The 21,392-nt window shown below is 55.9% G+C and carries 15 protein-coding genes, 3 tRNA genes, 1 other RNA gene and 1 pseudogene; 9 read left to right on the top strand and 11 right to left on the bottom strand.

Going from position 1 to position 21,392, the window contains the following annotated elements:
- Positions 1-7: 7 nt before the first annotated feature.
- Both FJW00_RS17895 and ppsR read right to left on the bottom strand, forming a co-directional pair.
- On the bottom strand, positions 8-1,054 hold the full coding sequence (locus FJW00_RS17895; protein WP_140925193.1) for a 3-deoxy-7-phosphoheptulonate synthase: 1,047 nt from the start codon (positions 1,052-1,054) through the stop codon (positions 8-10).
- A gap of 153 nt (positions 1,055-1,207) precedes the next feature.
- Positions 1,208-2,035, bottom strand: a complete 828-nt coding sequence (gene ppsR, locus FJW00_RS17900; protein WP_009090518.1) for a posphoenolpyruvate synthetase regulatory kinase/phosphorylase PpsR — start codon at positions 2,033-2,035, stop codon at positions 1,208-1,210.
- A 430-nt stretch (positions 2,036-2,465) separates the two neighbouring features.
- On the opposite strand from ppsR, the gene ppsA reads away from it, so the two are divergent.
- Positions 2,466-4,850, top strand: a complete 2,385-nt coding sequence (gene ppsA / locus FJW00_RS17905) for a phosphoenolpyruvate synthase (protein WP_009090516.1) — start codon at positions 2,466-2,468, stop codon at positions 4,848-4,850.
- Between the two features lie 78 nt (positions 4,851-4,928).
- Here ppsA and rprA read toward each other — a convergent pair.
- An RNA gene (gene rprA / locus FJW00_RS17910) (antisense sRNA RprA) lies at positions 4,929-5,036 on the bottom strand.
- Positions 5,037-5,328: 292 nt separating this feature from the next.
- Positions 5,329-6,447, bottom strand: a complete 1,119-nt coding sequence (gene ydiK, locus FJW00_RS17915) for an AI-2E family transporter YdiK (protein WP_033736275.1) — start codon at positions 6,445-6,447, stop codon at positions 5,329-5,331.
- Positions 6,448-6,651: 204 nt separating this feature from the next.
- Between ydiK and ydiJ the strand changes: the two genes are divergently transcribed.
- A complete protein-coding gene (gene ydiJ, locus FJW00_RS17920; protein ID WP_140925195.1) occupies positions 6,652-9,705 on the top strand; it encodes a D-2-hydroxyglutarate dehydrogenase YdiJ in 3,054 nt (1,017 codons plus the stop codon).
- 33 nt (positions 9,706-9,738) lie between these two features.
- Here the strand turns inward: ydiJ and FJW00_RS17925 are convergent, their stop codons facing one another.
- Entirely contained in the window at positions 9,739-10,143 is a 405-nt protein-coding gene (locus FJW00_RS17925; RefSeq protein WP_009090506.1) for a hypothetical protein, read from the bottom strand.
- Between the two features lie 388 nt (positions 10,144-10,531).
- On the opposite strand from FJW00_RS17925, the gene sufA reads away from it, so the two are divergent.
- The 7 genes and pseudogenes from sufA to FJW00_RS17960 all read left to right on the top strand — a co-directional run bounded on the left by sufA (position 10,532) and on the right by FJW00_RS17960 (position 17,192).
- Positions 10,532-10,906: a Fe-S cluster assembly scaffold SufA gene (sufA, locus tag FJW00_RS17930; protein WP_009090504.1), complete on the top strand. Its 375-nt coding sequence runs from the start codon at positions 10,532-10,534 to the stop codon at positions 10,904-10,906.
- A 7-nt stretch (positions 10,907-10,913) separates the two neighbouring features.
- A pseudogene (gene sufB / locus FJW00_RS17935) lies at positions 10,914-12,406 on the top strand (Fe-S cluster assembly protein SufB).
- Between the two features lie 42 nt (positions 12,407-12,448).
- Positions 12,449-13,195 (top strand): Fe-S cluster assembly ATPase SufC, encoded by a 747-nt coding sequence (sufC, locus tag FJW00_RS17940; RefSeq protein WP_009090499.1) that lies wholly within the window; start codon positions 12,449-12,451, stop codon positions 13,193-13,195.
- On the top strand, positions 13,170-14,450 hold the full coding sequence (gene sufD, locus FJW00_RS17945; protein ID WP_140925197.1) for a Fe-S cluster assembly protein SufD: 1,281 nt from the start codon (positions 13,170-13,172) through the stop codon (positions 14,448-14,450). Before sufC ends, sufD begins: the two co-directional genes overlap by 26 nt.
- Positions 14,450-15,673, top strand: coding sequence for a cysteine desulfurase SufS (gene sufS / locus FJW00_RS17950; protein WP_009090495.1), 1,224 nt, complete (start codon positions 14,450-14,452; stop codon positions 15,671-15,673). The genes sufD and sufS overlap by 1 nt, the downstream gene beginning before the upstream one ends.
- 21 nt (positions 15,674-15,694) lie before the next feature.
- Entirely contained in the window at positions 15,695-16,111 is a 417-nt protein-coding gene (gene sufE / locus FJW00_RS17955) for a cysteine desulfuration protein SufE (RefSeq protein WP_009090494.1), read from the top strand.
- Between the two features lie 55 nt (positions 16,112-16,166).
- Positions 16,167-17,192: a L,D-transpeptidase family protein gene (locus tag FJW00_RS17960; RefSeq protein WP_140925199.1), complete on the top strand. Its 1,026-nt coding sequence runs from the start codon at positions 16,167-16,169 to the stop codon at positions 17,190-17,192.
- 77 nt (positions 17,193-17,269) lie between these two features.
- Here the strand turns inward: FJW00_RS17960 and FJW00_RS17965 are convergent, their stop codons facing one another.
- The 6 genes from FJW00_RS17965 to FJW00_RS17990 all read right to left on the bottom strand — a co-directional run bounded on the left by FJW00_RS17965 (position 17,270) and on the right by FJW00_RS17990 (position 21,345).
- Complete coding sequence (locus FJW00_RS17965) at positions 17,270-17,506, bottom strand: major outer membrane lipoprotein (RefSeq protein WP_009090492.1); 237 nt, start codon at positions 17,504-17,506, stop codon at positions 17,270-17,272.
- Positions 17,507-17,809: 303 nt separating this feature from the next.
- On the bottom strand, positions 17,810-19,222 hold the full coding sequence (gene pykF, locus FJW00_RS17970; protein WP_009090491.1) for a pyruvate kinase PykF: 1,413 nt from the start codon (positions 19,220-19,222) through the stop codon (positions 17,810-17,812).
- A 351-nt stretch (positions 19,223-19,573) separates the two neighbouring features.
- A tRNA-Val gene (locus FJW00_RS17975) sits at positions 19,574-19,650 on the bottom strand.
- A gap of 11 nt (positions 19,651-19,661) precedes the next feature.
- A tRNA-Val gene (locus tag FJW00_RS17980) sits at positions 19,662-19,738 on the bottom strand.
- Positions 19,739-19,741: 3 nt separating this feature from the next.
- Positions 19,742-19,818: transfer RNA gene (locus FJW00_RS17985), tRNA-Val, on the bottom strand.
- Between the two features lie 153 nt (positions 19,819-19,971).
- Positions 19,972-21,345, bottom strand: coding sequence for an MATE family efflux transporter (locus tag FJW00_RS17990; RefSeq protein WP_046101733.1), 1,374 nt, complete (start codon positions 21,343-21,345; stop codon positions 19,972-19,974).
- Positions 21,346-21,392 lie beyond the last annotated feature (47 nt).

Below are 21,392 nucleotides of genomic sequence, written 5' to 3' on the forward strand. Positions count from 1 at the left end.
CAGAGACTCAGAGGCGGTGAGAAACCGCCTCGGCCAGCAGGGCGAGAACAGCTTCGCTATCCTCCCAGCCGAGGCAGGGATCGGTAATCGACTGGCCGTAAACCAGAGGCTCACCACTCACCACCTTCTGATTGCCCTCCTGCAGGAAACTTTCAATCATAACGCCCGCCACGGCACGCGAGCCTGCTTTGATCTGCTCCGCGACATCCGCGGCCACATCCTTCTGGCGACGGTGCTGCTTCAGGCAGTTGCCGTGACTGAAATCGATGACCAGCTGCTCTGGCAGATTAAAGGCTGACAGACTCTCAGCCGCCGTCGCGACGTCACTGGCATGATAGTTGGGCTGTTTACCGCCACGCAGAATCACATGACCATGCGGATTGCCGCTGGTCTGATAAATGGTCATCTGGCCCAGCTTATCCGGCGAGAGGAACATATGGCTGGCGCGCGCGGCACGAATCGCATCCACGGCAATCTGGACGTTGCCATCGGTGCCGTTTTTAAAGCCGACCGGGCAGGAGAGGGCGGAGGCCATTTCGCGGTGGATCTGGCTTTCGGTGGTGCGAGCGCCAATCGCGCCCCAGCTGATCAGGTCGGCAATAAACTGGCCGATCACCATATCCAGAAATTCGGTGGCGGTAGGCAGGCCCAGGGCGTTGATATCTATCAGCAGCTTGCGGGCAATAGAGATGCCACGGTTCACATCATAACGACCATCCAGATCCGGATCGGAAATTAATCCTTTCCAGCCCACCACGGTGCGCGGCTTTTCAAAGTAAGCGCGCATAACAATCTCCAGTCGGTCGGCATAGCGACTGCGAAGCGCATTCAGGCGCTCAGCATACTCCAGCGCCGCTCGGGGATCGTGCAGCGAGCAGGGGCCGATCACCACCAGCAGGCGGGGATCTTCACCGGTCAGAATACGGGCAATACGTTTGCGGGCTGCGGTGACATTATCGGCAATCGCCGCAGAGACAGGGTGCTCAGCCGCCAGGCTGGCAGGCGTAATCAGATTACCAATGCGCGCGGTACGCAGTTCGTCAGTTTTATTCATGAGTTTCTCGAAAACGGTTCTTCGCAGCGGTGAAATACCGGGAAGTGATGGTGGTCACAATAAACCATCAGGGTGCGAATTCAACCCGGAATTTGATAATGAAATCAGAACCGACGGCAGCAACGCTTTACATCATCTGCCCGCTCCCGCTTCCTAGTACATGCGGCGTGTCAGACCCATGATGTCGAGAATTTTTGTGGCTATCTCCTCCACCGAGTAGTTGGTGCTGTTCAGATAACGGATCTGGTGGGTGCGGAACAGGGCCTCCACTTCGCCCACTTCCAGCCGGCACTGGCGCATTGAGGCGTAACGGGTATTTTCCGCCCGCTCCTGGCGGATGGCCGCCAGCCGTTCCGGATCGATGGTCAGCCCGAACAGCTTGTTCTGATGCGCGCGCAGGGCGGGCGGCAGCTTAAGGTTGTCCATGTCGTCAGCAATGAACGGATAGTTGGCAGCACGGATACCAAACTGCATTGCCAGATAGAGGCTGGTGGGCGTCTTGCCGCAGCGTGAGACGCCGACGAGGATCACCTGCGCATCCTCCAGCCCGCGCAGCGAGATGCCGTCATCATGGGCCAGGGCGTAATCGATCGCCGCGATGCGGGCATCATATTTCCCCAGATTACTGGCATCCAGACCGTGGGTGCGGTGAGCCACTGGCGCAGGCGCTAAACCCAGCTCCTGCTGCAGCGGGGCGACCAGCGCCTGTACGATGTCCTGACAGAAGCCCTCGCTCTGCACGATGATGTCGCGCACTTCCGGTGTGACTATCGAGAAAAAGACCAGCGGCCGGACGCCGCTCTGCTGATACAGCGCGTTGATCTGAGCTTTAACCGCCAGCGCCCGCTGGACGTTTTCAACAAATGGCAGCGTCAGGCTGGTGATATTGACCGGGAACTGCGACAACACCGCATGGCCCAGCACTTCAGCCGTGATGGCGGTACCATCGGAAATATAGAAAACGCTTCTGTCAGTTGTCATAACCGCTTCTGTCCTGAACAAGAGTGAGTTATCAGCATGCGTCATGCGGCGAAAAAAATCATGCCGGATGTTCATTTCTGGAATCGCTATCCGGGTTATTTATCCGGAGATTCAAGGCACTGGCTACAAAGCGAACGCGGTGATTTTGCTGTTTTAACCGTCTGAGGGGCGGTTTTCTGGCAGCGTCTGCGCGGATTTGTTGCGCAACAAAAAACAGTGCCCTTAGAGGTGAAAATTTAATTTATGATGAAATATCAGTTATTTATATAAAAATAGCGATTTTGCGCAACGGCAAAATAAAACGCTCACAATTCCGAAACTGCTTCTGAAATTCTGCTTTAACGATTCAACAGATCGTGATTGCCTAAGTGATATGCCAGGCTGAGGACAGATGACTCCCTGTCCCCATTCATTAAAAAGGATACGCTTAATGGCCAGTAATGACGCACAGCCACTTGTGCTCTGGTATAACCAGCTTGGCATGCATGATGTTGATCGGGTGGGCGGCAAAAATGCCTCTCTGGGTGAAATGATCACGAATCTCTCGTCGCTGGGTGTCTCCGTGCCCAACGGATTTGCGACGACCTCATACGCCTTTAACCTCTTCCTGGATCAAAGCGGGCTGAACCAGCGTATCTATGCGCTGCTGGATGAAACCGACATTGATGATGTCGAAGCGCTGGCCAAAGCGGGTAAACAGATTCGTCAGTGGGTGGTTGAGACCCCCTTCCTGCCGGAACTGGAATCCGCCATTCTGGACGCCTACGAGCAGCTTTCTGCCGATGACCATGACGCCTCGTTTGCCGTCCGCTCCTCGGCAACCGCAGAGGATATGCCCGATGCCTCCTTTGCCGGTCAGCAGGAGACCTTTCTGAATGTGCAGGGTATTGACGCCGTCATGGTGGCGGTGAAGCACGTCTTCGCCTCGCTGTTTAACGACCGTGCTATCTCCTACCGCGTCCACCAGGGCTACGATCATCGCGGTGTGGCGCTCTCCGCCGGCATTCAGCGCATGGTACGCTCGGATCTGGCCGCGTCTGGCGTGATGTTTACCATTGATACCGAATCCGGCTTTGATCAGGTGGTGTTTATCACGGCGGCACTGGGGCTGGGTGAAATGGTGGTGCAGGGTGCGGTTAACCCGGATGAGTTCTATGTCCACAAACCGACTCTGGCAGCCGATCGTCCCGCTATCGTGCGCCGCAACATGGGGTCGAAAAAGGTTCGCATGGTCTACGCCGACTCTCAGGCCCACGGTGAGCAGGTGCGGATTGAAGATGTGCCGGAGGCCGAACGCGATCGTTTCTGCCTGAACGATGAAGAGGTGCAGGCGCTGGCGAAGCAGGCCGTGCTGATCGAACAGCATTATCAGCGCCCGATGGATATTGAGTGGGCCAAAGATGGTCACACCGGCAAACTGTTTATCGTTCAGGCTCGTCCTGAAACCGTGCGTTCCAACGGTCAGGTGATGGAGCGCTACACGCTGCAGGCGCAGGGCAGCGTGGTAGTGGAAGGCCGTGCTATCGGTCATCGTATCGGCGCCGGTACGGTGAAGGTCATCCACGATATCAGCGAAATGAACCGGATTGAGAAAGGGGATGTGCTGGTGACCGACATGACCGACCCGGACTGGGAACCGATCATGAAGAAGGCATCCGCTATCGTCACTAACCGGGGCGGACGAACCTGCCATGCGGCGATCATCGCGCGTGAGCTGGGCATTCCGGCCGTGGTGGGCTGTGGTGACGCCACCGATCGGCTGAAAGAGGGGCACAATGTTACCGTCTCCTGCGCCGAAGGCGATACCGGCTATGTCTATGATGACCTGCTGGACTTCGATATCACCAGCTCTCAGGTTGACTCACTGCCTGAACTGCCGCTGAAAATCATGATGAACGTGGGCAATCCCGACCGTGCCTTCGATTTTGCCTGTCTGCCGAATGAAGGTGTCGGCCTGGCGCGGCTGGAGTTCATCATCAACCGCATGATTGGCGTGCATCCGAAAGCGCTGCTGGAGTTCGACCAGCAGACCCCGGAACTGCAGCAGCAGATTCGTAAAATGACCAAAGGATTTGATAATCCGGTGGAGTTCTACATCGCCCGCCTGACCGAGGGAATTGCTACCCTTGGCGCGGCATTCGCACCGAAACGCGTAATTGTCCGACTTTCCGACTTTAAAACTAACGAATATGCCAACCTTGTGGGCGGCGAACGCTATGAGCCGGAAGAGGAAAACCCGATGCTCGGTTTCCGGGGCGCAGGTCGCTATGTGGCCGATAGCTTCCGGGACTGCTTTGCGCTGGAGTGTGAAGCGGTAAAACGTGTCCGCAATGAGATGGGCCTGACCAACGTCGAAATCATGGTTCCGTTCGTGCGCACGGTGGACCAGGCGCAGGCGGTGGTGGAGGAGCTGGCGCGTCAGGGGCTGAAGCGCGGTGAGAACGGGCTGAAGATCATCATGATGTGCGAGATCCCATCGAATGCCCTGCTGGCGGAGCAGTTCCTGGCGCACTTTGATGGCTTCTCTATCGGCTCTAACGACATGACGCAGCTGACGCTGGGACTGGATCGCGACTCAGGCGTGGTTTCTGCGTTGTTTGATGAGCGAAACGAGGCGGTGAAGGCACTGCTGTCGATGGCGATCAGGGCCGCGAAAAAGCAGGGGAAATATGTGGGCATCTGCGGTCAGGGACCGTCCGATCACCAGGATTTCGCCGCCTGGCTGATGGAAGAGGGCATTGACAGTCTGTCGCTCAACCCGGACACCGTCGTGGAAACCTGGGTGAGTCTGGCGCAGTTAAAGAAAACGGCCTGACGGTCTCACCGCTGCTGTTGTCAAATCTTCAGGCCCGCATTGCGGGCCTTTTTCTTTTTATTGCTGGTCAGATTCAGGCAAAAAAAAAGCCCATCACAGGGGATGGGCAAAGACTACACACAGCAATTCTTTACTTTACTCAGGGGAATAAGGTTGTTTAGAAATCAGTAAGTTGATTTCGAACATAGGAAACATGTTATTCATATGGCTGGCTGGCGTCTTTAAGAATCCTCTTATTAGTTTAAAGCCGATAATCTTTTGCCCCCTAAACTCCCCCATTTGGCTTAAGAAACAGTGCAGAAAATAATCTTTTTTAGCCGAAAAAGGTCTGTTTTGGGCCAGGAATGGCTTTTTTCTTAAAAATCGCTAATGGAAAGGGTAATTTATCCGATCGGCAGGGGGGTGTGCGGTTAATCATCATTAACCGCACTAATCAATCGTTAAGCAGGATGTCGCGAGAACCTGTTACCGTTCCGTATCACACAGCGGGCGGGGTGCCATCGTGATCGGCAAGGGCTTCCGCCACCGCCTGCGGATCGTTATCCGGGGCCGGCGCTTCATGCACCCAGACGGAAACGAGACGATAAGAGACCGCCAGCACCACCGGTCCGATAAAAAGACCAATCATGCCAAACGCAAACAGGCCACCAATAACACCAGAGAGGATCAGGATCATCGGCAGATCGGCACCCATACGAATTAACATCGGACGCAGGACGTTGTCCATCGTGCCCACCACACAGCTCCAGACCAGCAGCACGGTTCCCCAGGTGGTGTCGCCGCTCCAGTAGAGATAGATGATGGCCGGAACCAGCACCAGCAGCGGGCCGAGCTGGACCAGACAGCAGAGGATCATCAGCACCGTTAAGAGCGTGGCGTAGGGAATACCGGAGATAGCCAGGCCGATACCGCCGAGCACGCCCTGCACCAGCGCCGTGACCACCACGCCCAGCGCCACAGCACGAATAGACTGCGCTGCCAGAAGCACGGCGGCATCTCCACGGCGTCCGGCCATACGAAAGGCAAAGTGGCGAATGCCCTGAGCGGCCTGCTCACCGCGCCAGTAAAGCAGCACGCTGAAAAGTAACATCACGCCCAGATGGATCATAAAGCGCCCGAAATGACCGGCCTGAGCGACAAAAAAGCCGGTGGTGCGTCCGATATAGGGCTGTATCTTGGCCATGATCCCGGCTCCGCCGCTCGCCACCAGGGTGTCATAACTGACATAAAGCTTTTTGCCGACCATCGGGATCTCTTTGAGCCACATCAGCTTCGGCATCGTGTGCCCCTGCGTGACCCACGCAATGACCGGTGCGCTGTTATCAATCAGGCTGCTGACCAGCAGGGCGATAGGGATGATAAACAGCAGCAAAAGCAGCAGGGTCATCACGATCACGGCCAGCGAACGGCGTCCCCACAGCAGTCGCTGAAATTTCAGCATCAGCGGCCAGGTAGCAATGACCACCATGCTGGCCCAGGCGAAGCCCAGAATAAACGGCTGCACCACCCACAGGCAGGCGACAATCAGCAGCAGAATGAACATCAGGGTAAAGAGAATCTGCGGTAAATCCATATCCCGGTACTGGCTTTTCATCATTGACTCATAACCTCGTCTTAATCCTTCATTTTCCGGCATAGCGATGCCGGTTTTCATCATGATCTATTTACTGAGGATTAAACAGCGTTACAGAGAAAGGTTTTGGCTTTTCTGAAAAAACGGCAGACGCAGAAAAAATATGTTAAAACGGGAAATCGCTAACGCATAAACGCAAACGTTTACAACACCTTCGGTCAGACAATCATGATCCCACAGATTTCGCAGGCACCGGGCCTCGTTCAACTGGTGCTGACGTTCCTTGAGTCGCTGAAAGAGCAGGGTTTTACCGGCGACATGGCCACCAGCTATGCCGATCGTCTCTCACTCTCTACCGATAACAGCATCTATCAGTTGCTGCCTGACGCGGCGCTGTTTCCGCGCTCCACCGCGGATGTGGCGCTGCTCGCCCGCGTGGCGGGAGAGGCCCGCTTTGCCAGCCTGGTGTTTACACCGCGCGGCGGCGGCACCGGTACAAACGGGCAGTCGCTGAATCAGGGGATTGTGGTCGACATGTCGCGCTATATGAACCGCATTCTGGAGATCAATACGGAAGAGCGGTGGGTGCGGGTGGAAGCGGGCGTGATCAAAGATCAGCTCAATGCCTGGCTGAAGCCTTTCGGCTTTTTCTTCTCCCCGGAGTTGTCCACCAGTAACCGGGCGACGCTGGGCGGTATGATCAACACCGATGCTTCGGGGCAGGGATCGCTGGTGTATGGCAAGACCTCGGATCATGTGCTGGGCCTGCGCGCCGTGCTGCTGGGCGGCGATATCCTGGATACGCGGCCGATGGCCACCGCGCTGGCGGAAACGCTGGCGCAGACGGCAACCCCCGAAGGGCGGCTCTATCAGCAGGTTCTGACCCGCTGCCGTGAACACCGTGCGCTGATTCTGGAAAAGTTTCCAAAGCTGAATCGGTTCCTGACCGGTTATGACCTGCGCCATGTCTTCAGCGATGACATGCAGACCTTTGACATGACGCGGCTGCTCTGTGGCGCGGAAGGGACGCTGGCGTTTGTCACCGAAGCCCGGCTTGATATCACACCGCTGCCAAAAGTGCGGCGGCTGGTAAACATCAAATATGACTCGTTTGACTCTGCGCTGCGCAATGCACCCTTTATGGTAGAAGCCCAGGCGCTGTCGGTTGAAACCGTGGACTCTAAGGTGCTCAATCTGGCCCGTGAAGATATCGTCTGGCACTCGGTGCGTGAACTGATCGCCGATGTGCCCGATAAAGAGATGCAGGGGCTGAACATCGTTGAGTTCGCCGGTGACAACGCCGCACTGATCGACCAGCAGATTGAACGGCTCAGTGCCCGCCTCGATGCGCTGATGGCGCAGCAGCAGGGCGGTGTGATTGGCTATCAGTTCTGTAACGACCTGGAGGGCATCGAACGCATCTATAACATGCGTAAAAAGGCCGTCGGACTGCTGGGCAACGCCAAAGGGCGGGCAAAACCGATCCCCTTTGTGGAAGACACGGCCGTGCCGCCCGAGAAGCTGGCGGATTACATTGTCGAGTTTCGCGCGCTGCTCGACAGCCACGGTCTGAGTTACGGCATGTTCGGACACGTTGATGCGGGCGTGCTGCACGTCCGTCCGGCGCTGGATATGTGCGATCCGCAGCAGGAGATGATGATGAAACAGATCTCCGACGAAGTGGTGGCACTGACCGCGCGCTACGGTGGCCTGCTGTGGGGAGAGCATGGTAAAGGGTTCCGTGCGCAGTACAGTCCGGCCTTCTTTGGCGAAACGCTGTTTAACGAACTGCGCCGCATCAAAGCGGCCTTCGATCCGCTTAACCGTCTTAATCCGGGCAAGATCTGTACCCCCTTCAACCGTCATGACGAGATGATGCAGGTTGATGCGGTCAAGCGTGGCACCTGGGATCGGCAGATTCCGTTAACGGTGCGGGATGAGTGGCGTGGCGCGATGGAGTGTAATGGCAACGGGTTATGTTTTAACTTCGATGCCCGCAGCCCGATGTGTCCGTCCATGAAGATCACCCGCAACCGTATTCACTCGCCCAAAGGACGGGCGAGCCTGACGCGGGAGTGGCTGCGGCTGCTGGCCGGGCAGGGCGTCGATCCGCTGATGCTGGAGAAGCAGCTGCCGGAAAACCGTCTGTCGCTGCGCGCCCTGATCGCCCGTACCCGCAACAGCTGGCACGCCAGCAAAGGGGAGTATGACTTCTCGCATGAGGTCAAAGAGGCGATGTCAGGCTGTCTGGCCTGTAAAGCCTGCTCCACCCAGTGTCCGATCAAAATCGACGTGCCTGCGTTCCGCTCACGCTTCCTGCAGCTCTACCACACCCGCTATCTGCGCCCGGCGAGCGATCATCTGGTGGCAGCGGTTGAGAGCTATGCGCCGCTGATGGCGAAGGCACCCAAAGTGTTTAACTTCTTCCTGCGCCAGCCGTGGCTGAAAGAGCTGAGCAAAACGCATATCGGCATGGTCGACCTGCCTCTGCTCTCTGCGCCCAATCTGAAGCAGCAGCTCAGCGGACATCCGGCGATGAACATGACGCTGGAGCAGCTGGAAGCGCTGACCGCCGCAGAGCGTGAGCGTTGTGTGCTGGTGGTGCAGGACCCCTTTACCAGCTTCTATGAGGCGCAGCTGGTCAGTGACTTCATCCGGCTGATTGAGAAGCTGGGCTATCGTCCGGTTCTGCTGCCATTCTCACCCAATGGTAAAGCGCAGCACGTTAAAGGCTTCCTGCAGCGCTTTGCCCGAACCGCAGCCCGGACGGCCGACTTCCTCAATCGGGTGGCAAAACTGGGCCTGCCGATGGTCGGGGTCGACCCGGCCACCGTGCTCTGCTATCGCGATGAGTATCGTCAGACGCTGGGCGACGCACGCGGCGACTTTGCTGTGTTGCTGGTGCATGAATGGCTGCAGCGGGCGCTGGCAGAGCGTGACGTACAGGCCACGGGCGGCGAGTCATGGTATCTGTTTGCGCACTGTACCGAGGTGACTGCGCTGCCCTCAGCCCCCGGTCAGTGGCAGGATATCTTTGCCCGGTTTGGTGCGAAACTGGAGAATATCAACGTCGGCTGCTGCGGCATGGCCGGAACTTATGGCCATGAGAGTAAAAACCTGGAGAACTCGCTGGGGATCTATGCGCTCTCATGGCATCCGCAGCTTCAGCGGCTGCCGCGTCAGCGCTGTCTGGCGACCGGCTACTCCTGCCGCAGTCAGGTCAAACGGGTGGAAGGCAACGGCATGCGTCATCCGCTTCAGGCTTTGTTAGCATTAATGTAAAAAAATTGTGCGCGACGTCACGGCATGGCTGGATTAGAATATCCAGCCTGCGTGACGTACGAAGTCGCTTTGCAGCGCGGAGGCTTTGTTCCACTCGCCGACGAGAGCCAGTTGATGGCAGAGGCGGGTCAGGGAGAGGCGCGCCAGCTGGTAAGCCTGAATACGGAACAGGCGGTCGCGTTCGCTGTTTCCCATCTCCTGAACCAGGCGATGATGCAGTTTTCCCATCGCATGCAGGTAACTCTGGTCGTCACCATTCAACTGGCAGATCTCTGCCATATCCTGACAGGCATCGTTGAACTGACGCAGCTGATGTATCGTGCAGTCGGCCCGATCAAGCTTTGCCTGCGCCATGTAAAAGTCGACGGTGATATCGCGGATGCTGAACTGGTATTCATCGATTTTGTGCTGGAGCCAGGCTGAGACAGAGAGCGTCATGAAACCATCCTGAATGTGAATGATAATAATTATCATATTCAACTGTTCAGGGATTGCAATGCGCGGGCAGAAAAATTTAACGATTTATCCTGCCTGTCGGTATAATCGGAAATAACAATCTGTTTACATCGCAGAAAGGCGTAACCTATCAATAAGCCTTTTTATCAAAAAGGGTTATTTTAAAATGAGTGATTTATTAATAGGTTATCACTGGCTTATTAAGGCTGACGTTCTCACCACACAGTGAGCTGAAGAGGCTATGCTTAATTATTAAGCAAATAAAACAGCACAAGATGATTATCCCTGCAAAACAAGAGGTTGAAGTGATCGGTGAGATCACTACCATAGGGGGATAGCCTGAAAAGGTCCGGACTCAAGAGGTATCAATATGGCATCCGTTAATACAGACTCTTTCTCACCTGACGATTTCGTCTGGAAAGGGCTGACGCTGACTGAAACCGCAGCGCAACAAATTCTCAATCTGGCGGCTCAGGACCCTGATGTCAAGGGTCTGCGACTCAGCGTGAAACAATCCGGCTGCGCCGGGTTCGGCTACGTTATGGATTTGGTGAAAGAGCCTGTCGAAGACGATCTGCAGTTTTCATTCTACGGCGCAACGCTGTTTGTGCCGCTTCAGGCGATGCCATTCGTTGATGGCACCGAGCTGGACTATGTTCGCGAAGGCCTGAATCAGATTTTTAAATTCAATAACCCTAAAGCTCAGCACGCCTGCGGGTGCGGTGAGAGCTTTGGCGTCGAGTAAGTGAAATATGTCACGACACAGCGAAACATCTGACGATGTACAAATCTGGGAAGGCAAGCTCAACTACAAAGAGGGCTTCTTTACCCAACTGCAAACCGAAGAATTTGCCAACGGCATCAACGAAGATGTCGTGCGCGCGATTTCGGCCAAGCGTAACGAGCCAGAGTGGATGCTGGAGTTTCGTCTTAAAGCGTTTCATGCCTGGCTTGAAATGGAAGAGCCTCACTGGCTGAAAGCGCACTACGAGAAGCTCGACTATCAGGATTACAGCTACTACTCCGCGCCCTCATGCGGCAGCTGTGACGATAGCTGCGCGTCGGAGCCGGGTGCCACCCAGGCCTCAGGCAGCGCGCCCGCCAGTGAATATCTGACGCAGGAAGTGGAAAACGCCTTTAATCAGCTGGGTGTGCCGGTTCGCGAAGGCCGTGAANGGCGGTTGACGCGATTTTCGACTCCGTCTCAGTCGCCACCACCTATCGCGGCAAGCTGGCGGAGCAGGGCATCATCTTCTGCTCTTTTGGCGAAGCGATTCAGGAACACCCTGAGCTGGTGAAGCAGTATCTGGGCACCGTCGTGCCGGCGAATGACAACTTCTTTGCCGCGCTGAACTCCGCGGTCGCCTCAGACGGCACCTTTGTCTATATCCCGAAAGGGGTGCGCTGCCCGATGGAGCTGTCGACCTATTTCCGCATCAACGCTGCGAAAACCGGTCAGTTCGAGCGCACCATCCTGATTGCCGACGAAGACAGCTATGTCAGCTACATCGAAGGCTGTTCAGCCCCGGTGCGTGACAGCTATCAGCTGCATGCGGCCGTGGTGGAAGTGATCATCCACAAAAACGCCGAAGTGAAATACTCGACGGTTCAGAACTGGTTCCCTGGCGGTGAAGGCGAGGGCGGTATCCTCAACTTCGTGACCAAGCGTGCGCTGTGTGAAGGTGACCACAGCAAGATGTCCTGGACACAGTCGGAAACCGGCTCTGCGATCACCTGGAAATACCCGAGCTGCATTCTGCGCGGGGACTACTCGGTGGGTGAGTTCTACTCCGTGGCGCTGACCAGCGGTCGTCAGCAGGCCGATACCGGCACCAAGATGATCCACATTGGTAAAAACACCAAATCGACCATCATCTCTAAAGGGATTTCGGCCGGTAAAAGTCAGAACACCTATCGCGGTCTGGTGAAAATCATGCCAACCGCCACCAACGCGCGTAACTTTACGCAGTGTGACTCGATGCTGATCGGCCCGGATTGCGGCGCCCATACCTTCCCGTATGTGGAGACCCGCAATAACACCGCTCAGCTGGAGCACGAAGCCACGACATCACGGATCGGCGAAGATCAGATGTTCTACTGTCTGCAACGCGGTATCAGTGAAGAAGACGCCATCTCGATGATCGTGAACGGCTTCTGTAAAGACGTATTCTCCGAGCTGCCACTGGAATTTGCCGTGGAAGCCCAGAAATTGTTAGCCATCAGCCTTGAGCACAGTGTGGGCTGATGCCGTCACACGCCTTGCCGGAAGCAACGTGAAGGAATAAGTATGTTAAGCATTAAAGATTTGCAGGTCAGTGTTGAAGATAAAGCCATTCTGCGTGGCCTGAATCTCGAAATTAAACCAGGCGAAGTGCATGCCATCATGGGCCCGAACGGCTCAGGTAAAAGTACGCTGTCAGCCACGCTGGCAGGCCGCGAAGATTATGAAGTGACCGGCGGTTCGGTGAGCTTCAACGGTAAAGATCTGCTGGAGCTGGCACCGGAAGAGCGCGCTGGTGAAGGTATCTTTATGGCGTTCCAGTATCCGGTCGAAATTCCCGGCGTCAGCAATCAGTTTTTCCTGCAGACGTCGGTAAACGCGGTGCGCAAATACCGTCAGCAGGAAGAGCTGGATCGCTTTGATTTCCAGGACTTCATCGAAGAGAAAATTCAGCTGCTGAAGATGCCGGAAGATCTGCTGACCCGTTCCGTTAACGTCGGCTTCTCCGGCGGCGAGAAGAAGCGTAACGACATCCTGCAGATGGCGGCGCTGGAGCCTGAGCTCTGCATCCTGGATGAAACCGACTCCGGTCTGGACATTGATGCGCTGAAAATCGTTGCCAATGGTGTGAACAGCCTGCGTGACGAAAAGCGTGCCTTTATCATCGTGACCCACTACCAGCGTATTCTGGACTACATCAAGCCAGACTTCGTTCATGTTCTGTATCAGGGCAAAATCGTGAAATCTGGCGACTTCTCGCTGGTGAAACAGCTGGAGGAGCAAGGTTATGGCTGGCTTACCGACGAAGAGTGATTCTGCGCTGCAACAGTGGCATCACCTGTTTGAGTCGCGCGGCGACGTGCGTTCTCTGCAGGCTCAGCAGCACTGGCAGCAACTGATGCGCGTTGGCCTGCCAACCCGCAAGCATGAAAACTGGAAATACACCCCGCTGGACACGCTGCTGTCACAGCAGTTTGTGTTACCTGACGCGCCTCAGAACCTGAGCGCTGAACAGGTTGATGCGCTGGCGCTGCCGCTGGATGCCATCCGCCTGGTCTTCGTTGACGGTCAGTTCCAGGCGGCGCTGAGCAGCCGCGACACCGGGCTGTTTGAGATTCAGCACAGCGTGGCCGCCGAGCGTCGTCCGCTGCCCGCCGCCGTTCAGCCGGAAGTGTTTCTGCATCTGACCGAGAGTCTGGCGGAAGAGGTGACCACCCTGCGTCTGGCACGCGGTAAATCTGCAGCGCGCCCGGTCTACCTGCTGCATATCACCAGCGGTCAGCAGACGGGCATGAACACCGTTCATTATCGTCATCACCTGCAGCTGGAAGAGAGCGCCGAAGCGGAAGTGATTGAGCACTACGTTTCACTCAACGATCAGGCCCATTTCACCGGTTCGCGCTTTACCTGTGCGATCGGAGATAATGCAAAGCTGACCCACACCAAACTGGCGTTTGAAAGCAGCAACAGCTATCACTTTGCGCACAACGATCTGGTGGTGGGTAACGATGCGCAGGTCAGCAGTACCAGCTTCCTGCTGGGTGCCGGTCTGTCGCGCCACAATACCAGCACGCAGCTGAACGGCGAGAACAGTACGCTGGCGATTAACAGCCTGGTGTTGCCGGTGAAACAGGAAGTCGCGGATACCCGTACTTACCTGGAGCACAATAAAGGCCACTGCGTCAGCCGTCAGATGCATAAAACCATCGTGCGTGACAAAGGCCGTGCGGTGTTTAACGGCCACATCAAAGTGGCACAGCATGCACTGAAGACAGACGGGCAGATGACCAACAACAACCTGTTGCTGGGCAAGCTGGCAGAGGTCGATACCAAGCCGCAGCTGGAAATCTATGCGGATGACGTTAAGTGCAGCCACGGCGCCACCATCGGCCGTATCGATGATGAGCAGATGTTCTATCTGCGTTCGCGCGGTATTGAGCAGGATGCTGCGCAGACCATGATTATCCACGCCTTTGCGGCAGAACTGACCGAAACACTGGAAAATCCGGTGATGCGTCAGGCCGTACTGCAGCGTATCGCGCAACGTTTTCCCGGAGGCGACGTATGATGAACTTCGATCTCGACCGCATCAGAGCTGATTTTCCTATCCTGAAGCGAGAGGTCAACGGTCATCCGCTGGCCTACCTTGACAGCGCCGCCAGCGCACAACGTCCCCTCTCGGTGATCAATGCTGAGAGTCATTTTTACCAGCACGGCTATGCGGCCGTGCATCGCGGCATCCATACGCTGAGCCAGCAGGCAACCAGTGATATGGAGAACGTGCGCGATCAGGCCGCCCGTTTCCTGAACGCTTCGTCGCAGGAAGAGATTGTTTTCGTCAAAGGAACCACCGAAGGCATCAATCTGGTGGCCAACAGCTGGGGCAGCAGTCAGCTCCGGTCTGGCGATAACCTGATCATTACTGAGATGGAGCATCACGCCAATATCGTTCCATGGCAGATGCTGGCTGAGCGCACCGGAGCCGAAGTGCGTGTGCTGCCGTTGAATGACAACGGTGAGCTGGCGCTTGAGCAGCTGGCGGGGCTGATTGACAGCCGCACGCGCCTGCTGGCCGTGACGCATGTTTCAAACGTGCTCGGCACGGTTAACCCGGTCAAAGCGATCGTGGCGCAGGCCAAAGCCGCGGGTGTTGTTACTCTGGTGGATGGTGCGCAGGCGGTAATGCATGACAAAGTTGACGTGCAGGATATCGGCTGTGATTTCTATGTTTTCTCCAGCCATAAACTCTACGGCCCGAACGGCGTGGGTATCCTTTATGGACGCAAAGCGCTGCTGGACCAGATGCCACCCTGGGAGGGCGGCGGGTCGATGATTGACCGCGTCATGCTGCCGACGGGTACCACCTGGAACAGCGCGCCGTGGCGTTTTGAAGCCGGCACCCCTAATACCGGCGGCATTATCGGCTTTGGTGCGGCACTGGCCTACGTGCAGGCGCTGGGACTCGATACCATTCATGCGCGTGAAACGGCGCTCATGAACTATGCCCTGGATAAGCTGGGCACCGTCCCGGACATCCGCATCTATGGCCCGCAGTCGCGCGCCGGTGTTATCGCCTTCAATCTCGGTAAGCACCACGCCTACGATGTCGGCAGCTTCCTCGATCAGTATGGTATTGCCATCCGCACCGGCCATCACTGCGCCATGCCGCTGATGCAGCATTACAACGTGCCTGCGATGTGCCGCGCCTCCTTCACCTTCTACAACAGTGAAGAAGAGGTGGATCGTCTGGCTGCGGGTCTGACGCGCATTCATCGTCTGCTGGGCGGCTGAACAGTTTTAACGGAGTGACTGATGGCGAATTTGCCTGAAAAAGAGAAACTGGTGCGTAACTTTAACCGTTGCGCCAACTGGGAAGAGAAGTACCTGTACATCATTGAACTGGGTTCGAAACTTCCGGAATCCTCTGAAACCCTGCACCAGCCGGAAAACGTCATCTCGGGATGCCAGAGCCAGGTGTGGATCAGAATGACGCCGCAGGCCGATGGCACCATCGCCTTCGAAGGTGACAGCGATGCCGCTATCGTTAAGGGCCTGATTGCTATAGTAATTAGTCTCTATCAGAACCTGCCGCCTGCCGAGATTCTGGCGCTGGATGTCCGCCACTGGTTTGGCGAACTGGCCCTGATGCAGCACCTGACGCCCACCCGGTCGCAGGGGCTGGAGGCGATGATTCGGTCTATTCGCCATACCGCTCAGAACCTCAGCTAAGCTACACTCGACAGACGCCATCCGGCGTCTGTTTTTTATCTGACGAGAAAATTGCATGAAACCAGCTTTACGTTTAGCCGGTGCATTGCTGCTGACCTGTTTTGGGCTCTCTGCACCCGCCTTCGCCACGGAATATCCGCTGCCGCCACCTGACAGTCGCCTGATTGGCGAAAACGTCCTGACTCAGGTTCCCGATAACAAACAGCCGCTGGAAGTGATTGCGGCCCGCTACCAGGTTGGTCTGCTGGGGATGCTGGAGGCGAATCCCGGGACCGATCCCTGGCTGCCAAAGGCGGGCACGCAACTGACGATACCGCTACAGATGATCCTGCCCGATACGCCACGCGAAGGCATTGTGGTGAATCTTGCCGAGCTGCGTCTCTACTACTATCCCAAAGGCGAAAATAAAGTCATCGTCTATCCCATCGGCATTGGCCAGTTAGGGGCAGCCACTCCCGTGATGGTCACCCGTATCAGCCAGAAGATCCCTAATCCTACCTGGACGCCAACCCCGAACATCCGCAAACGCTACGCGAAAGAGGGTGTCACGCTGCCCGCCGTGGTGCCTGCGGGACCGGATAACCCGATGGGACAGTTTGCCATGCGTCTGGCGCGCGGCACGGGCCAGTATCTGATCCACGGCACCAATGCGAAGTTTGGCATCGGCATGCGCGTCAGCTCCGGCTGTATCCGTCTGCGTTCCGAAGATATCGAAGCGTTGTTTAACGCCGTTCCAGAGGGGACACGGGTGCAGATTATCAATCAGCCGGTGAAGTACGCCATCGAGCCGGATGGTAAACGCTACGTTGAAGTGCACCAGCCGCTGTCACGCAATGACAAAGATGATCCGCAGACGCAGACCATTGCGCTCAGCGACGGACTCAGGCAGTTTATGAAAAGTGAGAAGAGTGACCGGGCGCTGATTAAAGCCAGCATCGCACGACGCTCAGGCATGCCTGTGCTGGTCAGCAGTGGTGAACCGGTAGAGAGTGATACCGTGCCGCCCGAAGGGCTGGAAAGTGCCGCTGTGCTGACAGAGAGTGCGGCAGCAGGGAAGGAGGCGAAGAACGTTAAACCCTGACAGAAAGGTGCCGGATAGAGCCTGGCAGGGGCAAAAAAAATGGCGCCATAAAGGCGCCATTTTTAAAACCAGAACTCTTACTTACGGTAAGAGTGAGCCTGGTTGTCCAGACGCTGGTTAGCGCGTGCTGCGTCATCTTTAGCAGCCTGAACGTCTGAACGCACTGCGTTCACGTCGTTGCTCAGCTGGTCAACTTTCGCGTTCAGAGTCTGAACGTCTGAAGACAGCTGGTCGATTTTAGCGTTGCTTGAGCAACCAGCCAGCAGAGTTGAAGCCAGAACTACCGCGCCCAGTACCAGTTTAGTACGATTCATTATTTATACCCTCTAGATTGAGTTAATCTCCATGTAGCAATACAAGTATTACACAAAGCTTTTTAAGTTGAGAATAAATTTTTGATGAGAAGATGCTTAAATTTGATCGTTCGCTCAAAGAAGCAGCGAATCCCAGAATATGATAAAAAAATTTAGCGAAAACAGAGAGATTTAATCGGATTAACCTTAATATTAAGAGTATTTGAATAGTTATTTTCGATTGGAATTTTCTGGTATTTGGTTTAAGAGGAAATAAAAAAAGCGCCTCTTAAAGGCGCTTCTAAATAACCGCTGACGCAGGTTTTACAGGACGTGTACGGACGCGGTGTTGGTAGTTCCGCTTGGTACTAATGCACCTGAAACCAGCACTACGACATCCCCTTTCTGAGCGTAGCCGCTTTCCAGCGCCGCTTCTTTACCCAGACGATAGAAATCATCGGTCGACGCGATCTCAGAAACCAGGCGTGTCTCAATGCCCTTACTCAGGATCAGCTGGCGTGCAGTGGTCTGATTGGTGGTCAGGGCCAGGATGGTGGCGTTCGGGAAGTATTTACGCACCGCTTTAGCTGATTTGCCGCCTTCGGTCGCCACCACAATCAGTGGCGCTTCCAGCTTCTCAGCGGTCTCGACGGCACCGCGGCAGACGGCTTCGGTGATACGCAGCTTACGGGTATCGTTCTGGCTGTCGATGCGCGATTTCATCACGCGGTCGGTACGCTCACAAATGGTCGCCATGATGGTGACCGACTCCAGCGGATAGCGACCTTTGGCGCTCTCACCTGACAGCATGACCGCATCGGTGCCATCCAGGATGGCGTTCGCCACGTCGCCGGCTTCTGCGCGGGTAGGGCGTGGGTTTTTGATCATGGAGTCGAGCATCTGGGTCGCCGTGATAACCACTTTGCGCGCTTTATTACATTTCTTGATCATCATCTTCTGCGCGAAGATCACTTCTTCAACCGGGATCTCAACACCCAGGTCGCCACGCGCAACCATGATGCCGTCTGACGCTTCGAGAATTTCGTCGAAGTTGTTCAGGCCTTCCTGGTTTTCGATTTTGGAGATGATCTGGATGTGCTCACCGCCGTGCTGTTTCAGGTGCTCACGAATCTCCAGCACGTCTGAACGCTTACGGATGAACGAAGCCGCGACAAAGTCCACACCCTGCTCACAGCCAAAAATCAGATCGCGTTTGTCTTTTTCAGCCAGCGCAGGCAGCTGGATTGAGACGCCTGGCAGGTTAACGCCTTTGTTCTCACCCAGGTCGCCGTTGTTCAGTACTTTACAGACTACGGTGTTTTCGGTGACTTCGGTCACTTCCATCCCAATCAGGCCATCATCGACCAGCACGGTGTTGCCGATTTTCAGGTCAGCCGTGAAGCCCGGGTAGGTGACGGCAACGCGCTCGCTGTTGCCGATCACGCTCTGATCGGTGGTGAAGGTAAAGGTCTGGCCCGCTTTCAGCGCCGCGTCGTTACCGCCTTCCAGTTTCATGGTGCGGATTTCAGGGCCTTTGGTGTCCAGCAGGATAGCGGCCTGACGACCGGTTTTCTGCATCACGGCGCGCATATTGGTAATGCGCTGGCCGTGCTCAGCGTAGTCGCCGTGAGAAAAGTTCAGACGCATAACATTCATGCCAGCTTCAAGCAGCTGAGTCAGCATCTCTTCGGATTCGGTTTTCGGGCCGATAGTACAAACGATTTTAGTCTTTTTCATGACGGATTATCTGTAAGTTGTGATGGATGAATAAGGGCGGAATCCGATGGCAGCGCATCGAAGTGAAATTTCTGATTTGAGACTGAAACTGAAAAGGGCAGTACTGAATAAGAATAGGTGACGAAGGCCAGGCGTGCAGGGAAGTTGTGCGGCTACGGTTGGTAACCACCACGCTGTTGTTGCGCAAATCATTTGAGTTATCGCAGTAAGCACGTGATCGCTGAAACCTTTCAAGTAAACAACGGGGGACAGTATAGACGCTAAGTATGCGAAAACCAATCAAAAAGCAGAAGGGGGACGCGATGCAGATCAATATAAAGGGAGTTGCGCAAGCTGAAGGAATTCTGAAAGTGGTGCGCTCTAATGGACTCGAACCATCGACCCCCACCATGTCAAGGTGGTGCTCTAACCAACTGAGCTAAGAGCGCATACTGAATATTGGTGCGTCCGAGTGGACTCGAACCACCGACCCCCACCATGTCAAGGTGGTGCTCTAACCAACTGAGCTACGGACGCACTTGGTGCGCTCTAATGGACTCGAACCATCGACCCCCACCATGTCAAGGTGGTGCTCTAACCAACTGAGCTAAGAGCGCAACATGCTGTCAGGGCGACAGCGGGGACGAATATTAACGGCAGCGTGTGAGGCTGGCAAGGGGAAAATCGTTTTTTCACTGTGACTGCGCAGCAACTGTGCTAACCGTCGTTTTTTTCGGCGCTGCGGGCCATAAATGGCCCGCTTTTCTGGATTATCGCGCCGCGCGGGCGAGGATAATGGCCGCCGGTGAACGCTGTAAGCGTCTGATGCGCCAGATCATCATCACCGCTGCCGAGGTGAGGCCGATAATAAAACCGCACCAGAAGCCCGCAGGTCCCATACGCGGCACCAACCAGTCGGTCAGTGCCAGCAGATACCCGGCAGGCAGACCGAGCAGCCAGTAGGCAATAAAGGTGATGAAGAAAATGGATCGCGTATCTTTATAGCCGCGCAGAATGCCGCTACCGATCACCTGAATCGAATCGGAGAACTGATAAATCGCCGCCAGCAGCATCAGCTGTGCGGCCAGCGTTACCACCTCAGGATTGTCGTTGTAGAGCAGGGCGATCTGGTGACGGAACGTCACGGTAAAAATCGCGGTCAGCGCCGCCATGCTGATGCCGACACCCTGCGCCGTCCACGCGGCGACCCGGGCCTGCTCGGTGGAGCCCTGACCCAGGCGGTAGCCGACGCGGATAGTGGTCGCGACACCCAGCGACAGCGGTAACACGAACATCAGTGAACTGAAATTGAGCGCGATCTGGTGGCCGGCGACATTGACGATGCCCAGCGGCGACACCAGCAGCGCCACCACGGCAAACAGGGTGACCTCAAAAAAGAGCGCCAGCGCCACCGGCAATCCCAGCGCCATCAGGCGGGTGAGAATGACACGCGAAGGCGGCGACCAGCGGCTCTCCATGCGGATATCACGCATCGAACCCATCCGGCGCACCCAGAAGCGCATGCAGATAAACATTACCCAGTAGACCGACGCGGTTGCCACACCACAACCCACCCCGCCCAGTGCCGGCATCCCGAAGTGACCATAAATAAAGACATAGTTGAGCGGGATGTTAAACATCAGGCCGAGAAAGCCCAGCACCATACCCGGCTTGGTTTTCGACAATCCCTCACACTGGTTGCGCAGCACCTGGAAGAAGAGGTAGCCGGGTGCGCCGAACAGCAGGGCATGGAGATAGCCTTCTGCCTTCAGGGCCAGCCGGGGATCGATATCGTGCATTGCGCGGATGAGGTAACCCGCGTGCCACAGCAGCACCATAATCAGCAGGGAGACAAAAAAGGCGAGCCAGTATGCCTGGCGAATCTGTTCACCGATGCGTTCGCGGCGACCTGAACCGTTGAGTTGCGCAACGGTGGGCGTCAATGCAAGCAGAAGACCATGACCAAACAGGATGGCCGGAAGCCAGACAGAGGTGCCGACAGCAACGGCGGCCATATCCGTGGCGCTGACGGCGCCGGCCATAATGGTATCCACAAATCCCATTGCGGTCTGGGCCACCTGAGCAAGGATGACCGGAATCGCAAGGGCCAGCAATTGACGCGCTTCTGTTAAATACTTCTGCACGTTAACACCTGACGAGTTATAGGAAAGAAAGGGGCAAAAAGCCCGGG

Origin of the sequence: Pantoea anthophila, assembly GCF_006494375.1 — a bacterium.
GTDB classification, from domain to species: domain Bacteria; phylum Pseudomonadota; class Gammaproteobacteria; order Enterobacterales; family Enterobacteriaceae; genus Pantoea; species Pantoea anthophila.